This window comes from Streptomyces sp. NBC_01142, assembly GCF_026341125.1.
Taxonomy (GTDB): Bacteria; Actinomycetota; Actinomycetes; order Streptomycetales; family Streptomycetaceae; genus Streptomyces.
Window position 1 is genome coordinate 1,607,624 of the sequence record NZ_JAPEOR010000002.1, and the last position, 18,233, is coordinate 1,625,856.

The following is an 18,233-nucleotide window of genomic DNA, read 5'->3' on the forward strand; positions in this document are numbered from 1 at the left end:
CCGGGATGATCCGAATGGACGAGCGGCCTCTCCCGGCGGACCGGGAGGGAGTTGCTCAGGGGTAGGCGCACGGAAACACGCCGAGGGTCAAGGCTACGGGCCGCCGCCCGGCGGGTCAAACCGGGTCCTGCCGCCCCTCGGCGCGACCTTCCGGGTGACCTTCCCACCCGCCGTCCGAGTGACCTTCAGTGCGCCCCTCCGGCCGGACCCGCCGCACCCGGCAGAAGATCACCGCAGCGACGCAACGCCGACCACGGGAACTCCCTCTACACATTTACTTCACTCCGCCTTTTCATCCTGGGGATTCCTGTGATCAAGGTCAGCGTCGTCGTGCCCGTGTACAACGCGGGCCGGTATCTGGACGACTGTGCCCCTTCACTGCTGGGCCAGAGCCTCGGCCCCGACACCTACGAGGTCATCTACGTCGACGACGGCTCCACGGACGACAGCGTGGGACGGCTGGAGAAACTCGCCGCCGAGCACTCCCACGTACGTATCCACACGCTGCGGAACTCCGGCTGGGCCGGCAAGCCGCGCAACGTGGGGATCGAGCTCGCCCGCGGCGAGTACGTGCACTTCGTCGACCAGGACGACCTTCTGGGGACCGAGGCCCTGGAGCGGATGCACGACCTCGCCGTGCGCAACCGCTCCGACGTCGTCCTCGGCAAGGTCTCCAGCACCATGGTCCGGCCCAAGAGCGTGCACAAGCGCACCGTCGAGTCGTGCACGGCCGACAATTTCCAGCTGATGGAGACCCTCACCCCGCACAAGATGTTCCGCCGGGAGTTCCTTCTTCAGCACGGGCTGCGCTTTCCCGAAGGCCCCTGGATCCTCGAGGACATGCCCTTCGTCATCGCCGCCTACCTCAAGGCCGAGCGGATCTCGATACTGGGCGACTACCCCTGTTACTACTGGCTGAAGCGGGACGACGGCGGCAACAACACCGGGGCGATGTTCAGCGACCGCCACGACTTCTTCGGGAACCTCCGGCACGCCATTCGTACGGTCAAGGAGCACACCGAGCCCGGCGAACGGCAGAACGGGATGCTGCACCGCCTCTACCGCGCCGAGGTCCTGCAGCGGGTCAGCGAGGGCGAGGTGCTGAACCTCGATCCCGAGGAGCGGCAGCGCCGGTACGAAGCGGCCCGGGCGCTGGCCGTCGAGGAGTTCCCGCCCGGCGTACGGGACGCCTTCGCCGCCGTGACCAAGCTGCGCGCGACGCTGCTCGAGCAGGGGCGGCTGGACTCTCTCATCGCGCTGGCCGACCGGATCCGGCAGGTCAGGGCCCATACGGAGGTCAGCGCCCCGCGCTGGCAGGACGGCGAGTTCCGCGCCGAGGTCCGGCTGAGCCTGCTGCGTCCCGACGGCGAGGCGCTGGTTCTGGTGGAACAGGACGGCCGTCTGCTGCTCGACCCCGAGCTGCTGCGGGACCTTCCCGGAGTCGGCGACTGGGAGGTCGAGGACCCCATGAGCCACGCCTACGCGGAATTCATCGTCAAGGACCGTGACCGCGAGGACTGGTGGTTCCCCGAGGGGGAACTGGACATCCGGCTCGAGCCGCTGGGTGAAGGACGCAGCCGTCTCGTCGCCGCGGGGACACTCCGCATCGATCCCCTCGCCCTGGCCGGCGGCCGCCCGCTGCAGAACGGCCCGCATGACGTCTGGGCCTACTTCCAGCTCCTCGGGATCGGCCGGCAGCCCCGCCTCGGCGGTCAGGCGGCCGATCCCGGCAAGGGCGTCGGGGCGGCCGGTCCCGCTCTGGTCGGTGCATCCGCCAGGATCGCCATCCCGTACTGGACCAAGGGCGGGCAGCTCGCCGTCGACATGGACGAGCGGCTGCGCCGCCTGGGCACCGAGCTGGCCGCGGGCGGGAGCAAGGCCGTCGGCGAGCGCCCGCGCGGGGGGCGGGCGTCGCTGCCGCTGTCCATGACCGCCGCCACGGGCACCGGACCGCTCGCGCTCGAGGTCCGCATCGGCACGGGCGCGGCCGCCCGAGTGGTCTCCGCGGTCGTCACCGCCGGCGTGCGGTGCGCCCTGTCGGTGGCCGACCGGATCGGCCTGCCCGACGGACAGCATCCCGTCACCCTGCTGACCGCCACAGCCCCCACCGCCAAGACCGGGCAGTTCGCCACCGCTGTCGTACGGCGCGGCCGGGTCGTACGGCTCCGGGGCCCGGCTGCCGCCGCGCCCCGGCCGCGGGCGGCCAGGCGCATAAGACGCAGGCTGCGGCGCGTACTGAAGCGGCACTGAACTCCCCTGCCCGCCCGCCCGGTTCACGCACTGACCGGACGGGCGGACTGCGGGGGCTGGGGGGACTGCGCGCCTTTCGGCGTACGGCCGGGCCTTCGCCGTCAGCCGCGCAGCCGGCGGAGCACCGAGGCGGCGAGCCGGCGAACCGTCCGGCGCGGCCCCTTCGGCAGCGTCCGCAGACCGGCACGGTAGAGGCGACGGGCGCCGGTGGGCGGGGCCACGACCGGGACCGGGGAGGGCGCCGGGCGCGGGGAGGGCGCGGGTGCCGGATTCCTGACCACCAGGCGCAGCTGCTTGCCCGGCCCCGACCAGGTGGCCGTCACCGTACGGCCGGTCCCGCCCAGCTCCGTAGCGCCCACGGGTGTGCGCTGCTGGGAGTCGGCCGGGTTGAGCCGGGGCCGGCGGCCGACACCCAGCACCTGGCCCCCGAGCCAGATGTCGTACGAGCCCGGCAGCAGCGGCTGCCCGCCGGCCAGGGTCAGCGGGTCGATGACCGCCACCCCCTCGACGACGACCTGGCTCCGGCCCTCGCCGAGCGACTCCAGACGGGGAACCAGCTCACCCTCGGGGAACCACCACAGATTGCGGTCCCGGTCGTGGACGATCAGCTCTCCGTAGGCGTACGAGAGCGGATCCGCGACCGGCAGAGCGGCCGCGCCCGGGATGCCGTCGGTGAACTCCGGGTCCAGGACGAGGCTTTCGCCCTGCTCGACGAGTGCCAGTGGTCCGACGCCCTCACGGTGCAGGGTGAGGCGGACCTTCATCGACAGCGTGCCGTCCTCGCGCCAGCCGAGGTCCGCGATGTCGAGGTGCGGCCTGACGTCCGGCAGCCGGCGGCCCAGTTCGAGCAGACCGTCGGGCCTGCCGTCCTCCAGCAGGGTGGCCCGCAGCTTCTGCACGGCGGGCATCCCTTCGCGCACTCCGGGCGGGAAGCACTCGAGCGCGACGGCACGGACGAGTTCGTACGCCTCCTGGCGCTCCTCCTCTCCGGCGTCGACGATGAACGGATCGCCCACCCGGGACAGGGTCTCGACACGGTAGAGACGGCGCAGCAGATGGTCCTGGAGGGCGCCCGGGTCGGTGGCGTCCCTGAGCGCACCGATGATGAGGCGCAGCCGGTCGTAATGCCCGGCGAGATCGAAGGCGGCCGTGCTGTTGTTGCCGCCGTCCTCGCGCCGGTTCCAGAAATAGCAGGGGTAGTCGGCGAGCACGGAGACGGTTTTCGCCAGCGGATAGGCGCGGGCCATGAAGAGCAGATCCTCCATGCGCCAGTAGCCCTCGGGAAAGCGAATGTCGTGTTCGCGCAGGAAGTCCCGGCGGAAGAGGCGGTGGGCGGTGAGGGTCTCGATCAGCGGCGCGTCGGCGACGGTGCAGCTCTCGATGGTGCGCTTGAAGACATTGCTCGGGCCGACCATGGTGCCGGCCATCTTCCCCAGGACGATGTCGGAGCCGTTGCGCTGCGCCAGGCCGTAGAGGCGTTCGAGGGCTTCGGGGGCCAACTCATCGTCCTGATCGACCAGTTGTATGTACTCACCGCGGGCCATCTCGATGCCGACATTGCGGGGCTTCCCCGGCCAGCCCGAGTTCTCCTGGTGGTGGACGCGCACATTCGGGTGCTCGGCGGCGAGCCGGTCGAGGCGTTCCGCGGAGCCGTCCGTGGAACCGTCGTCCACGTAGATGATCTCGAATTCACCCGGGTCGAGAGTCTGCCCGATCAGCGAGGGAGCGCAACGCTCGAGATAGGGGCCCGCGTTATAAACGGGCACGACAATGCTGACTCTGAGCGTATTCACGAATTCCCCCACCAGGTTCCGCTACATGACCATTGGCGTTGCACGCCAGATAAACACCATAACGGAAATCACCCCTATTTCCGTTATCGTTTTATGAACAGAAGCTCACCGACCCCCACAACCCGGCGATGGGCCCCCCTCGAAAGGGGGGCCCATCGCCGTGCTGCTATCGGTGGAACTTGTGCCTTACGCCTCCGAGGTGTCCGCGGACACACCGGGAGCCGACGTCTGCTCGGCCGCCGCGGTCTTCTTCGAGACCTTCTTCGCGGCCGTCTTCTTCGCAGTCGTCTTCTTGGCCGCCGTCGTCTTGGTGGCGGCCTTCTTCGCGGTGGCCTTCTTGGCGGTCTTGCGCGCCGCCTTCTTGGCCGGAGCGGCGGCCTCGGTCTCGGCCTCGGCTTGCGCCGGGGCCTGATCGGGCTCGGGCTCCGTGGTCCCGACCACGACGACCGCGGCATCCTCGGCGCCCGAGGGCGAGCCCGCGGGGGCGGTGACCTTGCGCGTCACCCGGCGGCGCGCACGCGGCGGAGCCGCGACGGGCGCCTCCTCGGCGGCGGGGGCCGGGGCGGCCTCCTTGGCCTGGGGCTCGGGCTCGGGCTCAGCCGCGGGCTCGGGCACCGTGGTCTCCACGACCGTGGGCGTCGACGTGGCCGGCGGGCCGGCCGGGGCCGTCGCCTTACGGGTGGCCCGGCGGCGGGTACGGCCGGTCGGGGCCGCCTCCTCCGCGGGAGCCTCCGGCTCGGCGACCGGGGTCGGAGCCGGGGCGGCCTCCTCGGCCTCGGGCTCGGCCTTGACCGCGGGCTCCGCCTTGGCCTCGGCAGCCTTCGGCGCACCGGCCGGGGCCGTCGCCTTACGGGTCGCGCGACGGCGTCCACGACCGCGCGTCGCGGCCGCCTCCGCCTCCGCGGCGCTGCTGTACAGGTCCTCGTCCGGGACGAACTCGGGCTCGGCCAGCGCCACCGGGGCAGCCACCTCCGCGGCGACCTCCGCCTCGGTCTCGGTCTCGGTCTCGGTCTCGACCGTCTCCAGCGCCTCGACGTGCTCGTGCGCACCGCCGCGGCCGCGCTTCTTGGAACGCTTGCCGCCGCCCCCGCCACCGGCGGCGGTCGGCTGCTCCATGTGGACAATGACGCCACGGCCGTTGCAGTGGACGCAGGTCTCGGAGAAGGACTCCAGCAGACCCTGGCCCACGCGCTTGCGGGTCATCTGGACCAGGCCGAGCGAGGTGACCTCGGCGACCTGGTGCTTCGTCCGGTCCCGGCCAAGGCACTCGAGCAGACGCCGCATGACCAGGTCCCGGTTGGACTCCAGCACCATGTCGATGAAGTCGACGACGACGATGCCGCCCAGGTCGCGCAGCCGCAGCTGACGCACGATCTCCTCGGCCGCCTCCAGGTTGTTCCTGGTGACGGTCTCCTCGAGGTTGCCGCCCTGACCGGTGAACTTGCCGGTGTTGACGTCGACCACGACCATGGCCTCGGTCTTGTCGATCACCAGCGAACCGCCGCTCGGCAGCCAGACCTTGCGGTCCAGCGCCTTCATCAGCTGCTCGTCGATCCGGTAGGTCGCGAAGACGTCGACCTCGGACGTCCACTTGGACAGCCGGTCGGTCAGGTCGGGGGCGACATGGTTGACGTATCCGTGGATCGTCTCCCACGCCTCGTCACCGCTGACGATGACCTTCGAGAAGTCCTCGTTGAAGATGTCCCGGACGACCCGGACGGTCATGTCCGGCTCGCCGTAGAGCAGCGTGGGGGCATTGGAGCTGCCGCCGCTCTTCGCCTTCTTCTGGATGTCCTCCCACTGCGCCTGCAGACGCTCGACGTCGCGGCGCAGCTCGTCCTCGCTCGCGCCCTCCGCGGCGGTACGCACGATGACGCCCGCGTCCTCGGGAACGATCTTCTTGAGGATGGTCTTCAGCCGCGCGCGCTCGGTGTCGGGCAGCTTGCGGCTGATACCGGTCATCGAGCCCTCGGGCACGTAGACGAGGTAGCGGCCGGGCAGCGAGACCTGGCTGGTGAGGCGGGCGCCCTTGTGGCCGATCGGGTCCTTGGTCACCTGGACGAGGACCGACTGGCCGGACTTGAGGGCGACTTCGATACGGCGCGGGCCGTTGGCCATGCCCAGCGCCTCGAAGTTCACCTCGCCGGCGTACAGGACGGCGTTGCGTCCCTTGCCGATGTCGACGAAGGCGGCCTCCATGGACGGCAGTACGTTCTGCACCTTGCCCAGGTAGACATTGCCGACGTACGAAGTGGCCTGCTCCTTGTTGACGTAGTGCTCGACGAGCACGTTGTCCTCGAGGACGCCGATCTGGGTGCGGTCGCCGTTCTGACGGACGACCATGACGCGCTCGACGGCCTCGCGGCGCGCCAGGAACTCGGCCTCGGTGATGATCGGGACCCTGCGGCGGCCCTGCTCGCGGCCCTCGCGGCGGCGCTGCTTCTTCGCCTCCAGACGGGTCGAGCCCTTGATGGACTGCACCTCGTCGGACGGCTCGTCACTCTTGGCACGCGGGGCGCGCGGCTCACGGACCTTGACGACCGTACGCTCCGGGTCACTGGTACCCGACTCGTCCTCGCCGCCCGCGTCACCGCTGCGACGACGACGACGGCGACGGCGACGGCTGCTGCTCGTGCCGGCGGCCGAGGGGGTCTCGGCGTCGCCCTCTTCGTCCTCGTCCTCGTCCTCGATGTCCTCGGCGGCAGCCTCGTCCGACTGCTCCTCCGACTCCGCGGACTCGTCCGCGTCGGCGGACTCGCCACGGCGACGGCGGCGGCCACCACGGCGGCGGCGCCGCGACGGGCGGTCCTCGTACTCGTCCGACTCCTCGCCGGCCTGCTCGGGCTCGGTCTCCGCCGCGGGCTCGGTCTCCTCGTCCGCGGGCGCCGGGGCCTCGACGGGCTCGGCGGGCTCACCACGGCGACGGCGACGGCGACGTCCGGCGGGCTCGGCGGGCGCGGCAGGCGCGGCGGTCTCGGCGACCGGCTCGACGACGTCCTCGTCCTCCTCCGGCTCCTCCACGGCAGCGGCGGCGGCCGCGGCGGCCGTCTCCGGGGTCTGGAACATCGGCTCGGTGAAGACCGGGGCCTGGAACACGGCCACGGCGGGCCGCGTGGCGCGCCGGCCGCGGGCGGGGGCCTCGCTCTTCTCGGCCTTCTCGGCGCTCTTCTCGGCCTTCTCGCTCTTCGCCGCCGCCTTCTCCGGCCGGGCGGTGAACTCGGGCGAGACGGCACGGCGGCGGGTACGGCCCCGCGTCGCCGCCCTCTCGGCGGCCGCGACCTCGGCCTCGTCCGCGGTGATCTGTGCGACCGCGTCCGACGGCAGGCTCTCGCCCGCCCCGGCGACGGAGCCGTTCTCGTCGGCGTCGGCGGCCTCGGCGGCCTGCGGAGCACCGGCGGGCGCGGTGGCCTTACGGGTGGCACGGCGGCGGGTACGGCCCGCCGGGGCCGTCTCCTCCGCGGGCTCAGCGGGCACAGCGGGCTCAGTGGCCTGTACGGGCTCGGCGGCCTCGACAGCCTCCACGGCCTGCGGCGCACCGGCAGGCGCGGTCGCCTTACGCGTGGCACGGCGACGCGTACGCGGCGCGGGGGCCTCGGTGGAGGCAGCGGTCTCGTCCTCGGTGGAGGCAGCGGCAACAGCTTCGGCGGGCGCTGCCTCGGCGACCGGCTCGGGCGCGGCCACCTGGCGGGTGGCACGGCGACGGGCACGCGGCGCCGCCACCTCGGCCTCGGGCTCGGACGGCTCGGCAGTCCCAGCGGCCTCGCCGGCCTCTACGGCCTGCGGCTCACCGGTGGGCGCGGTCGCCTTACGGGTGGCACGGCGACGCGTACGCGGCGCGGGGGCCTCCTCGGCGGCGGGCTCAGCTGTCTGCACGGGCTCGGCGGCCTCGACAGCCTCCACGGCCTGCGGAGCACCCGCGGGCGCGGTCGCCTTACGCGTGGCACGGCGACGCGTACGCGGCGCGGCGGCCTCCTGCCCGGCGTCTTCCGCAGCGGCCTGAGCGGCGGTCTCGGTGACGCCTGTGACATCGGTGCCGGCGGTGGTGTCCGCGGCGTCCGTGCCCTTGGTGCCCGCGGCCGCGCTCGGCGGTCCTGCGGGACGCGACGCGGCGCGGCGCCTGCGGCGCGGCGGCAGCGTGTCGCTGGGGGAGTTGTTCTCGGTGTCTCCGGCGGTGCCGGATTCGTTCGACTCGAGCATGCGGGCGGTTCTCCCGTCACGCTCCCGGGCGCCACGCCTGATTCCGGTCCGGCGCGGCCCGCGTGATGTACGCGGTGCCGCCGTCCGGGGCGCGGGCGCCGCACGGGAGCTGATGTATGGCTCGCCGGTTCCGTACGCAATGCACGTACGGCCTGGCGAAAGTCTCCTGGTCTTGCGCGGCCCGACCCAGGTGGCTCCCGAGTGCCAGGGCTGCGCTACAACGACCGTCCTTACGCGGCGGGACCTTCCGGCGCCGTCGCTGAAGCGGTCTCGGCGGCCGTGGATGGGGCGGCCAGGACTGCCTCGCGGTCGGGCGCGAGCGGGTCGGTCACCGTGCCGGACTCCTCGTCGAAGAGCCCCTGCGCCAGCCTGGTCACCGCTGCGGGGACCGGCGGCGCCAGGTCGGCCACAGCTCGGAGACCGGACAGGACGTCGTCGGGTCGTACGGCAGGTGTCACGTGCCGAACAACCAGCCGCAGTATCGCACAGGGCCCGACCCCGGGCCTATCAGCCGGGGGACGGAGCGCCTGCAGCTCGGCCACGGCATCCCGTGCGTCGAAGGTCCGCAAGCCGTTCTTCGTCTTCCGCTCGACCTCGACGGTCTCGGCGGCGAGGAAGGCGGCCACGGCACGCTCGGCGTCCTCGACCTCGGTGCCGTCGAGCCGCAGCTCCCACACGGAGGCGGTGAGCCGGTCGGCGAGACCCGAGATCCGGGCCTCGACGGCGTCGGTGATGTCGAGCCCGCCCGGCAGCGACTCGTCGAGCAGCTCGCGCAGCTTGTCGGGGTCGCGGTACTCGGTGAGGGCGATCTCCAGATACTCGGCCTCGCTGCCCGTGCCGGTGGGTGCGGCATTGGCGTACGACACCTTGGGGTGCGGGGTAAAGCCTGCCGAGTACGCCATGGGCACCTCGGCACGCCGCAGCGCCCGCTCGAAGGCACGCTGGAAGTCGCGGTGACTGGTGAACCGGAGGCGGCCGCGCTTGGTGTAGCGCAGTCGGATGCGCTGCACTGCGGGTGCGGGCGGCGGGCCTTCGGGCTGTCGCTTGCCCAGTGGTTCTTCTCCTCGGTGCGGGGCGGGCGCTGGTGGCGCGCCGCCCTCGGTTCCTGCGGGGTGTTCCCTGGGGGCCCGCCCCGGCTCACCCCCGCTTGTGCAGGGAGATCTCGGGTTCGGCCGCCACTGCGGGAACGGTCGTTGTACTACCCAGAGTACGCGCCCGAGGCACTGCCGGTTCCACGGGCCGTGGCTCCCGGGGCCCACCGACCAGCGCCCGCCAGGCGTCTTGCCGTGCCTGCCGCACCGTCTCGCCGGCCGACCGGAGCGCCGCCCGGGCCGCCCGCCCGGTCTCGACCGCGGCCTTCCTGGCCGGACGCCAGACCCCGTCACGCACAAAGTGCCCGACGGGGGTGCAGACGCCCTGGTAGAACCAGCGCACGGGCCGGCCGACCAGGTTCCGGCCGAGCCACTTCAGGGCCCGGCCGACCGCGCGCGAGATGTACCCGGCGATGCGCCAGGCGACACCGGCCGCCGCGGCGATCTCGCGGCCGACCGGGGCGAGGACATGGCGGTACACCCAGACGACGGGCGTGACGAGCAGCGTCATGACCAGCCAGGCGGCCGCCGCCCACACACCGCGGCAGACGGCGGCGATGCCGTGCCCGACGGCGCTCAGCAGCCAGGCGAGCCCGTGGCCGAGCGGAGTGAGCAACTGCCGGTAGATCCACACCACCGGCACCACGAGCCCGTACGTCACCACCGGCACGACCACGTACTGCCACAGCGCCACCCACGGCCACACGAACAGCGCCTTGCCCAGCCACGCCAGCACCGCCGCGATCCCGTGCCCGGCCGGGGTGAGCAGCCGGCGGTAGATCCAGCTCACGGGCGCGACCAGCAGGTTCCGGGCGAGCCAGGCGAGCCCGTGGCCGAGCGGAGTGAGCAACTGCCGGTAGATCCACACCACCGGCACCACGAGCCCGTACGTCACCACCGGCACGACCACGTACTGCCACAGCGCCACCCACGGCCACACGAACAGCGCCTTGCCGATGAAGACGGCCAGCCAGGTCACGGCGAGTGCGAGCGGGGTGAGCACCTTCTCGAAGAGCCAGACCAGCGGGGTCACGACGAGGACCCGGCCGAGCCATCCCAGTGCCCGGCCCAGCGGCCGCAGCAGCGCCCGGTGGACCGCACGGGCGCAGACGACGAGAAGGTCCCAGATCATCCGTACGGGAAGGACCACGAGCAGCACCACGATCCGCACCGGAATACGGATGACCGTGGTCAGACAGCCCTCGCCCGGTTCGTAGTGCGCGGGTGCCTGGTGCTTCCCGCGGGCCTGAGGCGACTTCTCGAACTCCATGTCAGACATGACGCGTCACAGGCCCGTCCGGATCCAGTACCTGCGCTTTTTGCCGCCCTCGTCCTCGAAAACGCCGCCGTTCGCCTCGATCACCCTGCGCGAGGCGGAGTTGACGGTGTCGCAGGTGACGAGGACGGATTCGATGCCGAGCCGGCGTGCGTACGGAAGGCAGTCGCGCAGCATGGCGGTGGCGTGGCCGCGCCGCCGGGCGCCGGGCCGTACGGCGTAGCCGATGTGCCCGCCCAGTTCACGGAGGAACGGGGTGAGGTGGTGGCGTATCGCGAGCCGTCCGAGAAACGCATCGCCGTCGACGTACCAGAGATTGGTGCTGGGGACCCAGCCCTCGGGGCGCGGGGTCTCCTCCAGCGTCTCGGCGTTGAGCCGCGCCACGTAGGCGGCGAAGACCTCGGGCCGGTGCCAGGTGCCGCCGAACTCCTCGGTCTCGTGGGCGAGGAGCGCGTCCCGATCCGATCCCTCGGCGGCGAACTCCTTCATCGCGTCGAGAAAGGAGGCGTGGTAGCGCGTGTCCGGCGCTGTGAGCTGCGGCATCGCCCCATTGTGCCGGGACGCGCGAAGGCCCGGCCACGGGGTTCCCCCGCGGCCGGGCCCTGACGCCTTTGTACGAGCGCTACTTGACGACCGTCAGCGGCAGCAGCTTCTTGCCCGTCGGGCCGATCTGGATGTGCGTGTCCATCTGCGGGCAGACGCCACAGTCGAAGCACGGAGTCCAGCGGCAGTCCTCGACCTCGGTCTCGTCGAGCGAGTCCTGCCAGTCCTCCCAGAGCCAGTCCTTGTCGAGACCGGAGTCCAGGTGGTCCCAGGGCAGGACCTCTTCGTACGTACGCTCACGGGTCGTGTACCAGTCGACGTCCACACCGAACGCGGGCAGCGTCTTGTCGGCGCACGCCATCCAGCGGTCGTACGAGAAGTGCTCGCGCCAGCCGTCGAAGCGGCCGCCGTCCTCGTAGACGGCGCGGATGACGGAGCCGATACGGCGGTCACCGCGCGAGAGCAGGCCCTCGACGATGCCGGGCTTGCCGTCGTGGTAGCGGAAGCCGATGGACCGGCCGTACTTCTTGTCGCCACGGATCTTGTCGCGCAGCTTCTGAAGCCGCGCGTCGGTCTCCTCGGCGCTCAGCTGCGGGGCCCACTGGAAGGGCGTGTGCGGCTTGGGTACGAAGCCACCGATCGACACCGTGCAGCGGATGTCGTTCTGCCCGGAGATCTTGCGGCCCTCGGCGATGACGTTGACCGCCATGTCGCCGATCTGCAGGACGTCCTCGTCGGTCTCGGTGGGCAGCCCGCACATGAAGTACAGCTTCACCTGGCGCCAGCCATTGCCGTACGCCGTCGAGACGGTACGGATCAGGTCCTCTTCCGAGACCATCTTGTTGATGACCTTGCGCAGGCGCTCGGAGCCGCCCTCGGGGGCGAACGTCAGACCCGACCGACGGCCGTTCCTGGTCAGCTCGTTGGCCAGATCGACGTTGAAGGCGTCGACCCGGGTGGAGGGCAGGGACAGACCGACCTTGTCCTCGGTGTACCGGTCGGCCAGGCCCTTGGCGATCTCGCCGATCTCGCTGTGGTCCGCGGAGGACAGCGAGAGCAGGCCCACCTCCTCGAAGCCGGTCGCCTTGAGACCCTTCTCGACCATGTCGCCGATACCGGTGATGCTTCGCTCCCGCACGGGGCGCGTGATCATGCCGGCCTGGCAGAAACGGCAGCCGCGGGTGCAGCCGCGGAAGATCTCGACGGACATCCGCTCATGGACGGTCTCGGCGAGGGGCACGAGGGGCTGCTTGGGGTAGGGCCACTCGTCGAGGTCCATGACGGTGTGCTTGGACACGCGCCACGGGACACCGGACTTGTTCGGGACGACCCGGCCGATGCGTCCGTCGGGCAGGTACTCCACGTCGTAGAAGCGCGGTACGTAGACACTGCCGGTCCTCGAGAGGCGGAACAGCACCTCTTCGCGCCCGCCCGGGCGGCCCTCGGCCTTCCAGGCGCGGACGATCTCGGTGATCTCCAGGACCGCCTGCTCGCCGTCGCCGATGACCGCGCAGTCGATGAAGTCCGCGATCGGCTCGGGGTTGAAGGCGGCGTGGCCGCCCGCGAGCACGATCGGGTCGTCGACGGTCCGGTCCCGGGACTCCAGCGGGATGCCCGCGAGGTCGAGGGCGGTGAGCATGTTGGTGTAGCCGAGCTCGGTGGAGAAGGAGAGCCCGAAGACGTCGAAGGCCTTCACCGGGCGGTGCGCGTCCACGGTGAACTGCGGGACCCTGTGCTCCCGCATCAGCTCTTCGAGGTCCGGCCAGACGCTGTACGTGCGCTCGGCCAGGACTCCTTCGCGCTCGTTCAGCACCTCGTAGAGGATCATGACGCCCTGGTTGGGCAGTCCGACCTCGTACGCGTCGGGGTACATGAGCGCCCAGCGAACGTCGCAGGTGTCCCAGTCCTTGACGGTGGAGTTGAGCTCTCCACCGACGTACTGGATCGGCTTCTGGACGTGCGGGAGAAGCGCTTCCAGGCGTGGGAAGACCGACTCGACAGGCATCATGGTGTCTCTCGTGAGCGGGCAGGGGTGACCATCAAGCGTACCTTGATGCTCAGCCGGTCAGATCCGCCCGAAGTTTTGGTCCGGACGCCTTCTCCCACACCCCGGGCAGCTCGGCCTCCCGCTCTGCCGCCCGCGCCTCTTCCCGGCCGTAGAGCAGTCCCCAGGTGAAGGCGGACTCCCCCGCCGTATGAGCCTGGATCGCGAGATTCCGCAGGGCTGCGCGGGCCACGACGCTGTCCTGGTGGTCGCCGAGCACCGACTGCACGGACTTCATCGCCTTGGCGAACTTCTTGGCCGCCTTGCCCAGCGCGGGCGTCGCCGCCTCGCCCGCGTACCGGGCGCGCTTGGCCGCCTTGCGGGCGTTGTGCAGGGCCACGTCCCGCTCCTCGCCCGGGGGAAGCGCGAGGGCGTGGTCGATCCGGGCGGCCAGCCGGTCGTAGTCCTTCAGTACGGCCTTGGGGATCACCCTGTCGGCCGCGCCGCCCGCCGCCCTGAGCAGCGGGGGGTCACCGAGCAGCGTGTCCAGCGACTCCAGCAGCGCGAGATAGCGCTTGGTGTCGAGTACGGCGACCGCTGTGCGGCGGGCGCCGGAGCCATGGGCAACGGTCCAGAAGCGCAGCCGCCCGCGGACCGGACCGAGCAGCAGGGTCCTGGGCACGGCGTCGAGGGCGGCCCGCAGCCGCTCGGTGAGCACCTCCTGGTCGCGGGCGACGCCCAGCTCCGCCGCGAGCCACTTGAGCTCGTCACCGATCGGATCGGTGACGTCCCTGTCGAGGACCTTCCGGAAAGTCTTGAAAGCGCTGCGCAGCCGCCGGGTGGCGACCCGCATCTGGTGGACGGAGTCCGGCAGATCGCGGCGCACGGCGGGGTCGTACGCGAGCAGGGCGTCGGCCTGTTCCCGCAGGTAGGCGAGGATGTGGCCGCCCGCGGTCCGCGGCGGCAGGCCGGCCGGCTCCGCCGCGGGCCCCGACCGCTCGTCCCTCTCGGTGGCGGTATCCGCCAGCGCCCTGGCGAGCTTCGACGGTGAATCGGCCGGCTTCACGCCCGCCTTGCGGAGCTTCTTCTCGACCGTGTCGAGGAATGCCGGGTCACCGTCGTCGGCGAGCTCGACCTCGATCTCGTCCCACTGCGCCGTGCGGCTGCTGTCGATGAGGCGTTCCGCGCGGACCGCGTCCCTGCTCAGCTCGGCGAGCAGCGCGCCGTCCGCGTCGAGAAGATGACAGACCTCCCTGGAGGAGAGCAGCCGCATCACGGGTACGAGCTCGCTGCCCCGGATGCGGGCGCGGACCAGACCTTCGAGAGCGCGCGGGACCTCGTCGGACAGGGGCGCGCTGATCTCGTCCCGTACCCCGGGTGCGACGGGGAGCTTGAGGTGCCAGCCCGCGTCGGCGCCGCCCGTTCTGCGCCGCAGGGTGATGGACGCGGCGGCGAGCCTGAGGTCCGCCGTGTCGTGGTAGACGGCGTCGAGCTCGGCGACGCCCTGGTCGAGGACGGCCGAGACACCGGCCACCCCGGTCAGGTCCGGCAGCCGGGTGTCGGGGGTGGCTTCGTACTTCCGCTCGATCTCGCGCTTCGTGTCCGCCATGAACCGAATTTAGTTCTTCGCGGCGCTCTGCGGCACCCCATGCGCTGATCCGGGGGGTCTTTCGGATCTTGCCGGCGCTCGCGCCTGGTCCGAAAGGCACCCCTCAGGCAGTTATGGGTCGCTGCACTCTGATCGACTGGAGCAGTCCGACGGCGATCCAGACCGCGAACATCGAGGTTCCTCCGTACGACACGAACGGCAGCGGCAGACCCGCCACCGGCATGATGCCGAGCGTCATCCCGATGTTCTCGAAGGACTGGAAGGCGAACCAGGCGATGATCCCGGCGGCGACGATCGTGCCGTACAGCTCGGTCGTCTCGCGCGCGATGCGGCAGGCGCGCCACAGCACCACGCCCAGCAGGCCCAGGATCAGCCCGGCGCCGAGGAAGCCCAGTTCCTCGCCCGCGACGGTGAAGATGAAGTCGGTCTGCTGTTCCGGTACGAACTGGCCGGTGGTCTGGTGTCCGTTGAACAGACCCGCGCCGTGCAGCCCGCCCGAGCCGATCGCGATCCGCGCCTGGTTGGTGTTGTAACCGACGCCGGCCGGGTCGAGCTCGGGGTTGGCGAACGCCGCGAAGCGGTTGATCTGGTACTCGTCGAGCAGGCCGAGCATGGTGACCAGTACGGCTCCGCCGACGCCGGCGCCGATCAGCCCGAGGATCCAGCGGTTGGAGGCACCGGAGGCGAGCAGCACCCCGAGCACGATCACCGCCATCACCATCACCGAGCCGAGGTCCGGCATCAGCATGACGATCGCCATCGGCAGTACGGCCAGGCCCAGGGACTTGGCGACCGTCCGGTGGTCGGGGTGCACCTGGTCGCCCGCGTCCACCCGGGCCGCCAGCATCATCGCCATCCCCAGAATGATCGTGATCTTCACGAACTCGGAGGGCTGGAGGGAGAACCCGCCGCCGATCACGATCCACGCGTGGGCGCCGTTGATGGTCGCGCCCAGCGGGGTGAGGACCAGCAGCACGAGCACGACGGACAGTCCGTACAGGACCGGGACCGCGCCGCGCAGCGTGCGGTGCCCGAGCCAGATCGTCCCGACCATCAGGGCAAGACCGATGCCGGTGTTGAGGATGTGCCGGAACAGGAAGTAGTACGGATCGCCGTGGTTGAGCTCGGTTCGGCCGCGGGTCGCGGACCACACCAGCAGCGCACCCACGAAGGAGAGCGCGAGGGCGGAGAACAGCAGCGGCCAGTCGAGCTTGCGCATGACGGAGTCGCGGGCGGAGAGCTGGGACCACAGACCGCCGCGCTCGGGGCCGTAGCCGGAGACGGAGAAGCCATTGCTGCCGGCCATGCCTCAGTCCCTCCACGCGGGCGGCCCCGCGAGCTGCTGGTTCCCGTCCGGGGATTCCTTCTTCTTGGGCCGGTACGGCTCGATCTTCGGGGCGTCGATGGAGCCGTCCTTCTCGATCTTCGGCAGCGCCGTCCGGGGCGCGGGCAGCAGAGCCTTCTTCAGGTCCTGGTTGCCCTCCTCGTCGAGTCCGTACATCGCCTCGTAGATCTTGCGCACGGCCGGACCGGAGGCGCCGGATCCCGTACCACCCTGGGCGATCGTCATGATGATCGTGTAGTCCTGCGTGTACGAGACGAACCAGGAGGTCGTCTGCTTGCCGTAGACCTCGGCGGTGCCCGTCTTGGCGTGCATCGGGATCTTGTCCTGCGGCCAGCCGCCGAAGCGCCAGGCGGCGGAACCGACGGTCGTGACGCCGGCGAGGGCTTTGTCTATCTGCGACCGGGTCCTGGCGTCCATCGGCAGCTTGCCGTGCGACCGGGGCTTGATCTGCTCGACGGACTTGCCGTCCGGGCTGATGACGGCCTTGCCGATGGTGGGGTTGTAGAGCGTTCCGCCGTTGGCGATGGCGGCGTAGATCGTCGCCATCTGGATCGGCGTGACGAGGGTGTCGCCCTGACCGATGGAGTAGTTGACGGAGTCACCCGCACGCATCCGGTTGCCTTCGAGGCAGTTCTCGTACGCGATCTTCTCGACGTAGCCGCCGTTCTTCTTGCCCTGCCTGCACCAGCCGTCCTTGTTGGCCTCCCAGAAGCTCTGCTTCCACTGGCGGTCGGGGACGCGGCCGGAGACCTCGTTGGGGAGGTCGATGCCGGTCTCCTTGCCGAGGCCGAACTGGTGGGCGGTCTTGTAGAACCAGTCGTTGGTCCTCTTCTTGGGGCTGGTGCCGCCGTCCTTCAGCCACTCGCGGTGGGCGAGGCCGTAGAAGACGGTGTCGCAGGAGACCTCCAGGGCCCGGCCCAGGCTGATGCTGCCGTAGCCCTTGGACTCGAAGTTCTTGAAGACCTGCCCGCCGACGGAGTACGAGCTGGGGCAGGGGTAGTTGCCGTCGAACGGGTACCCGGCGTTGACCGCGGCGGTCGAGGAGATGACCTTGAAGATCGAGCCGGGGGCCGCCTGCCCCTGGATCGCGCGGTTCAGCAGCGGGTAGTTGGAGCCCTTGGTGGTGAGCCTGGTGTAGTCCTTGCCGGAGATGCCGCCGACCCAGGCGTTGGGGTCGTACGTCGGCTGGGAGGCCATCGAGACGATCCGGCCGGTCTTGTTCTCCATGACCACGACGGCGCCGGCGTCCGCCTTGTAGTTCTCGTTGGTGTTCCTGTCGTGCTCCAGGCGGGCGGCCTTCATCGCCCCGTTGAGCTCGTACTCCGCCACCGCCTGGACGCGGGCGTCGATGGAGGTGACGAGGTTGGCACCGGCCTGGGCCTCGTCCCTCTCGGCCTCGCCGATGACCCGGCCGAGGTTGTCGACCTCGTAGCGGGTGACACCGGCCTTGCCGCGCAGCGCCTTGTCGTAGGTGCGCTCGATGCCCGAGCGGCCCACCTGGTCGGAGCGGAGGAACGGCGAGTCGGTGTCCTTGGCCTTCTCGATCTCCTCGTCGGTGACGGGCGAGAGATAGCCGAGGACCTGCGCGGTGTTGGCCTTGCCGGGCGCGGCGTAGCGGCGTACGGCGGTGGGCTCCGCGGTGATGCCGGGGAAGTCCTCGGCACGTTCGCGGATCTGCAGGGCCTGCTGGGTGGTGGCCTCGTCGGTCACCGGGATCGGCTGGTAGGGGGAGCCGTTCCAGCAGGGCTGCGGGGTCTTGGAGTCGCAGAGCCGGACCTTGTCCATGACCTCCTTCGGCTTCATGCCGAGGACGCCCGCGAGCCGGGTGAGGACGCCCTTGCCGTCGTCCTTCATCCTCATCAGCTTGGTGCGGGACGCGGAGACGACCAGCCGGGTCTCGTTGTCGGCGAGCGGGACGCCGCGGGCGTCGAGGATCGAGCCGCGGACGGCGGGCTGTACGACCTGCTGGACGTGGTTGTTCTTCGCCTCGTCGGTGTACTCCTGGCCGTTGCGGATCTGGAGGTACCAGAGGCGGCCGCCGAGGGTGAGCAGGAGGGAGAAGACAAGTACCTGGATGATGATCAGCCGGATCTGGACCCGGGGCGTCCGCCCGGTCTCCGGAATGTTGCTCACGCTGCCCCCTCG

The 18,233-nt window shown here is 70.9% G+C and carries 10 protein-coding genes; 1 reads left to right on the forward strand and 9 read right to left on the reverse strand.

Annotated features, from left to right (window positions below; genetic code table 11):
- Positions 1–309: 309 nt before the first annotated feature.
- Positions 310–2,250, forward strand: a complete 1,941-nt coding sequence (locus OG883_RS24795; RefSeq protein ID WP_266544794.1) for a glycosyltransferase — start codon at positions 310–312, stop codon at positions 2,248–2,250.
- A 101-nt stretch (positions 2,251–2,351) separates the two neighbouring features.
- Here OG883_RS24795 and OG883_RS24800 read toward each other — a convergent pair whose 3' ends face one another.
- From OG883_RS24800 to mrdA, 9 genes are all read right to left on the reverse strand, one after another.
- Positions 2,352–4,043: a glycosyltransferase gene (locus tag OG883_RS24800; RefSeq protein ID WP_266544797.1), complete on the reverse strand. Its 1,692-nt coding sequence runs from the start codon at positions 4,041–4,043 to the stop codon at positions 2,352–2,354.
- A 186-nt stretch (positions 4,044–4,229) separates the two neighbouring features.
- Positions 4,230–8,240, reverse strand: a complete 4,011-nt coding sequence (locus OG883_RS24805) for an Rne/Rng family ribonuclease (protein WP_266544799.1) — start codon at positions 8,238–8,240, stop codon at positions 4,230–4,232.
- Between the two features lie 230 nt (positions 8,241–8,470).
- Positions 8,471–9,250, reverse strand: coding sequence for a TIGR03936 family radical SAM-associated protein (locus OG883_RS24810; protein WP_266544802.1), 780 nt, complete (start codon positions 9,248–9,250; stop codon positions 8,471–8,473).
- A gap of 127 nt (positions 9,251–9,377) precedes the next feature.
- A complete protein-coding gene (locus tag OG883_RS24815) occupies positions 9,378–10,601 on the reverse strand; it encodes a hypothetical protein (protein ID WP_266544805.1) in 1,224 nt (407 codons plus the stop codon).
- A 15-nt stretch (positions 10,602–10,616) separates the two neighbouring features.
- Positions 10,617–11,150 (reverse strand): GNAT family N-acetyltransferase, encoded by a 534-nt coding sequence (locus tag OG883_RS24820; protein ID WP_266544808.1) that lies wholly within the window; start codon positions 11,148–11,150, stop codon positions 10,617–10,619.
- Positions 11,151–11,229: 79 nt separating this feature from the next.
- The gene (locus OG883_RS24825; protein WP_266549407.1) at positions 11,230–13,155 is read right to left on the reverse strand and encodes a TIGR03960 family B12-binding radical SAM protein; all 1,926 of its coding nucleotides are present in this window, start codon (positions 13,153–13,155) and stop codon (positions 11,230–11,232) included.
- 52 nt (positions 13,156–13,207) lie between these two features.
- Positions 13,208–14,743: a CYTH and CHAD domain-containing protein gene (locus OG883_RS24830; RefSeq protein WP_266544810.1), complete on the reverse strand. Its 1,536-nt coding sequence runs from the start codon at positions 14,741–14,743 to the stop codon at positions 13,208–13,210.
- Positions 14,744–14,846: 103 nt separating this feature from the next.
- Positions 14,847–16,049 carry a rod shape-determining protein RodA gene (gene rodA, locus OG883_RS24835; RefSeq protein WP_266544813.1) on the reverse strand — a complete coding sequence of 401 codons (1,203 nt, stop codon included), beginning with the start codon at positions 16,047–16,049 and terminating at the stop codon, positions 14,847–14,849.
- A gap of 3 nt (positions 16,050–16,052) precedes the next feature.
- On the reverse strand, positions 16,053–18,221 hold the full coding sequence (gene mrdA, locus OG883_RS24840; protein WP_266544815.1) for a penicillin-binding protein 2: 2,169 nt from the start codon (positions 18,219–18,221) through the stop codon (positions 16,053–16,055).
- Positions 18,222–18,233 lie beyond the last annotated feature (12 nt).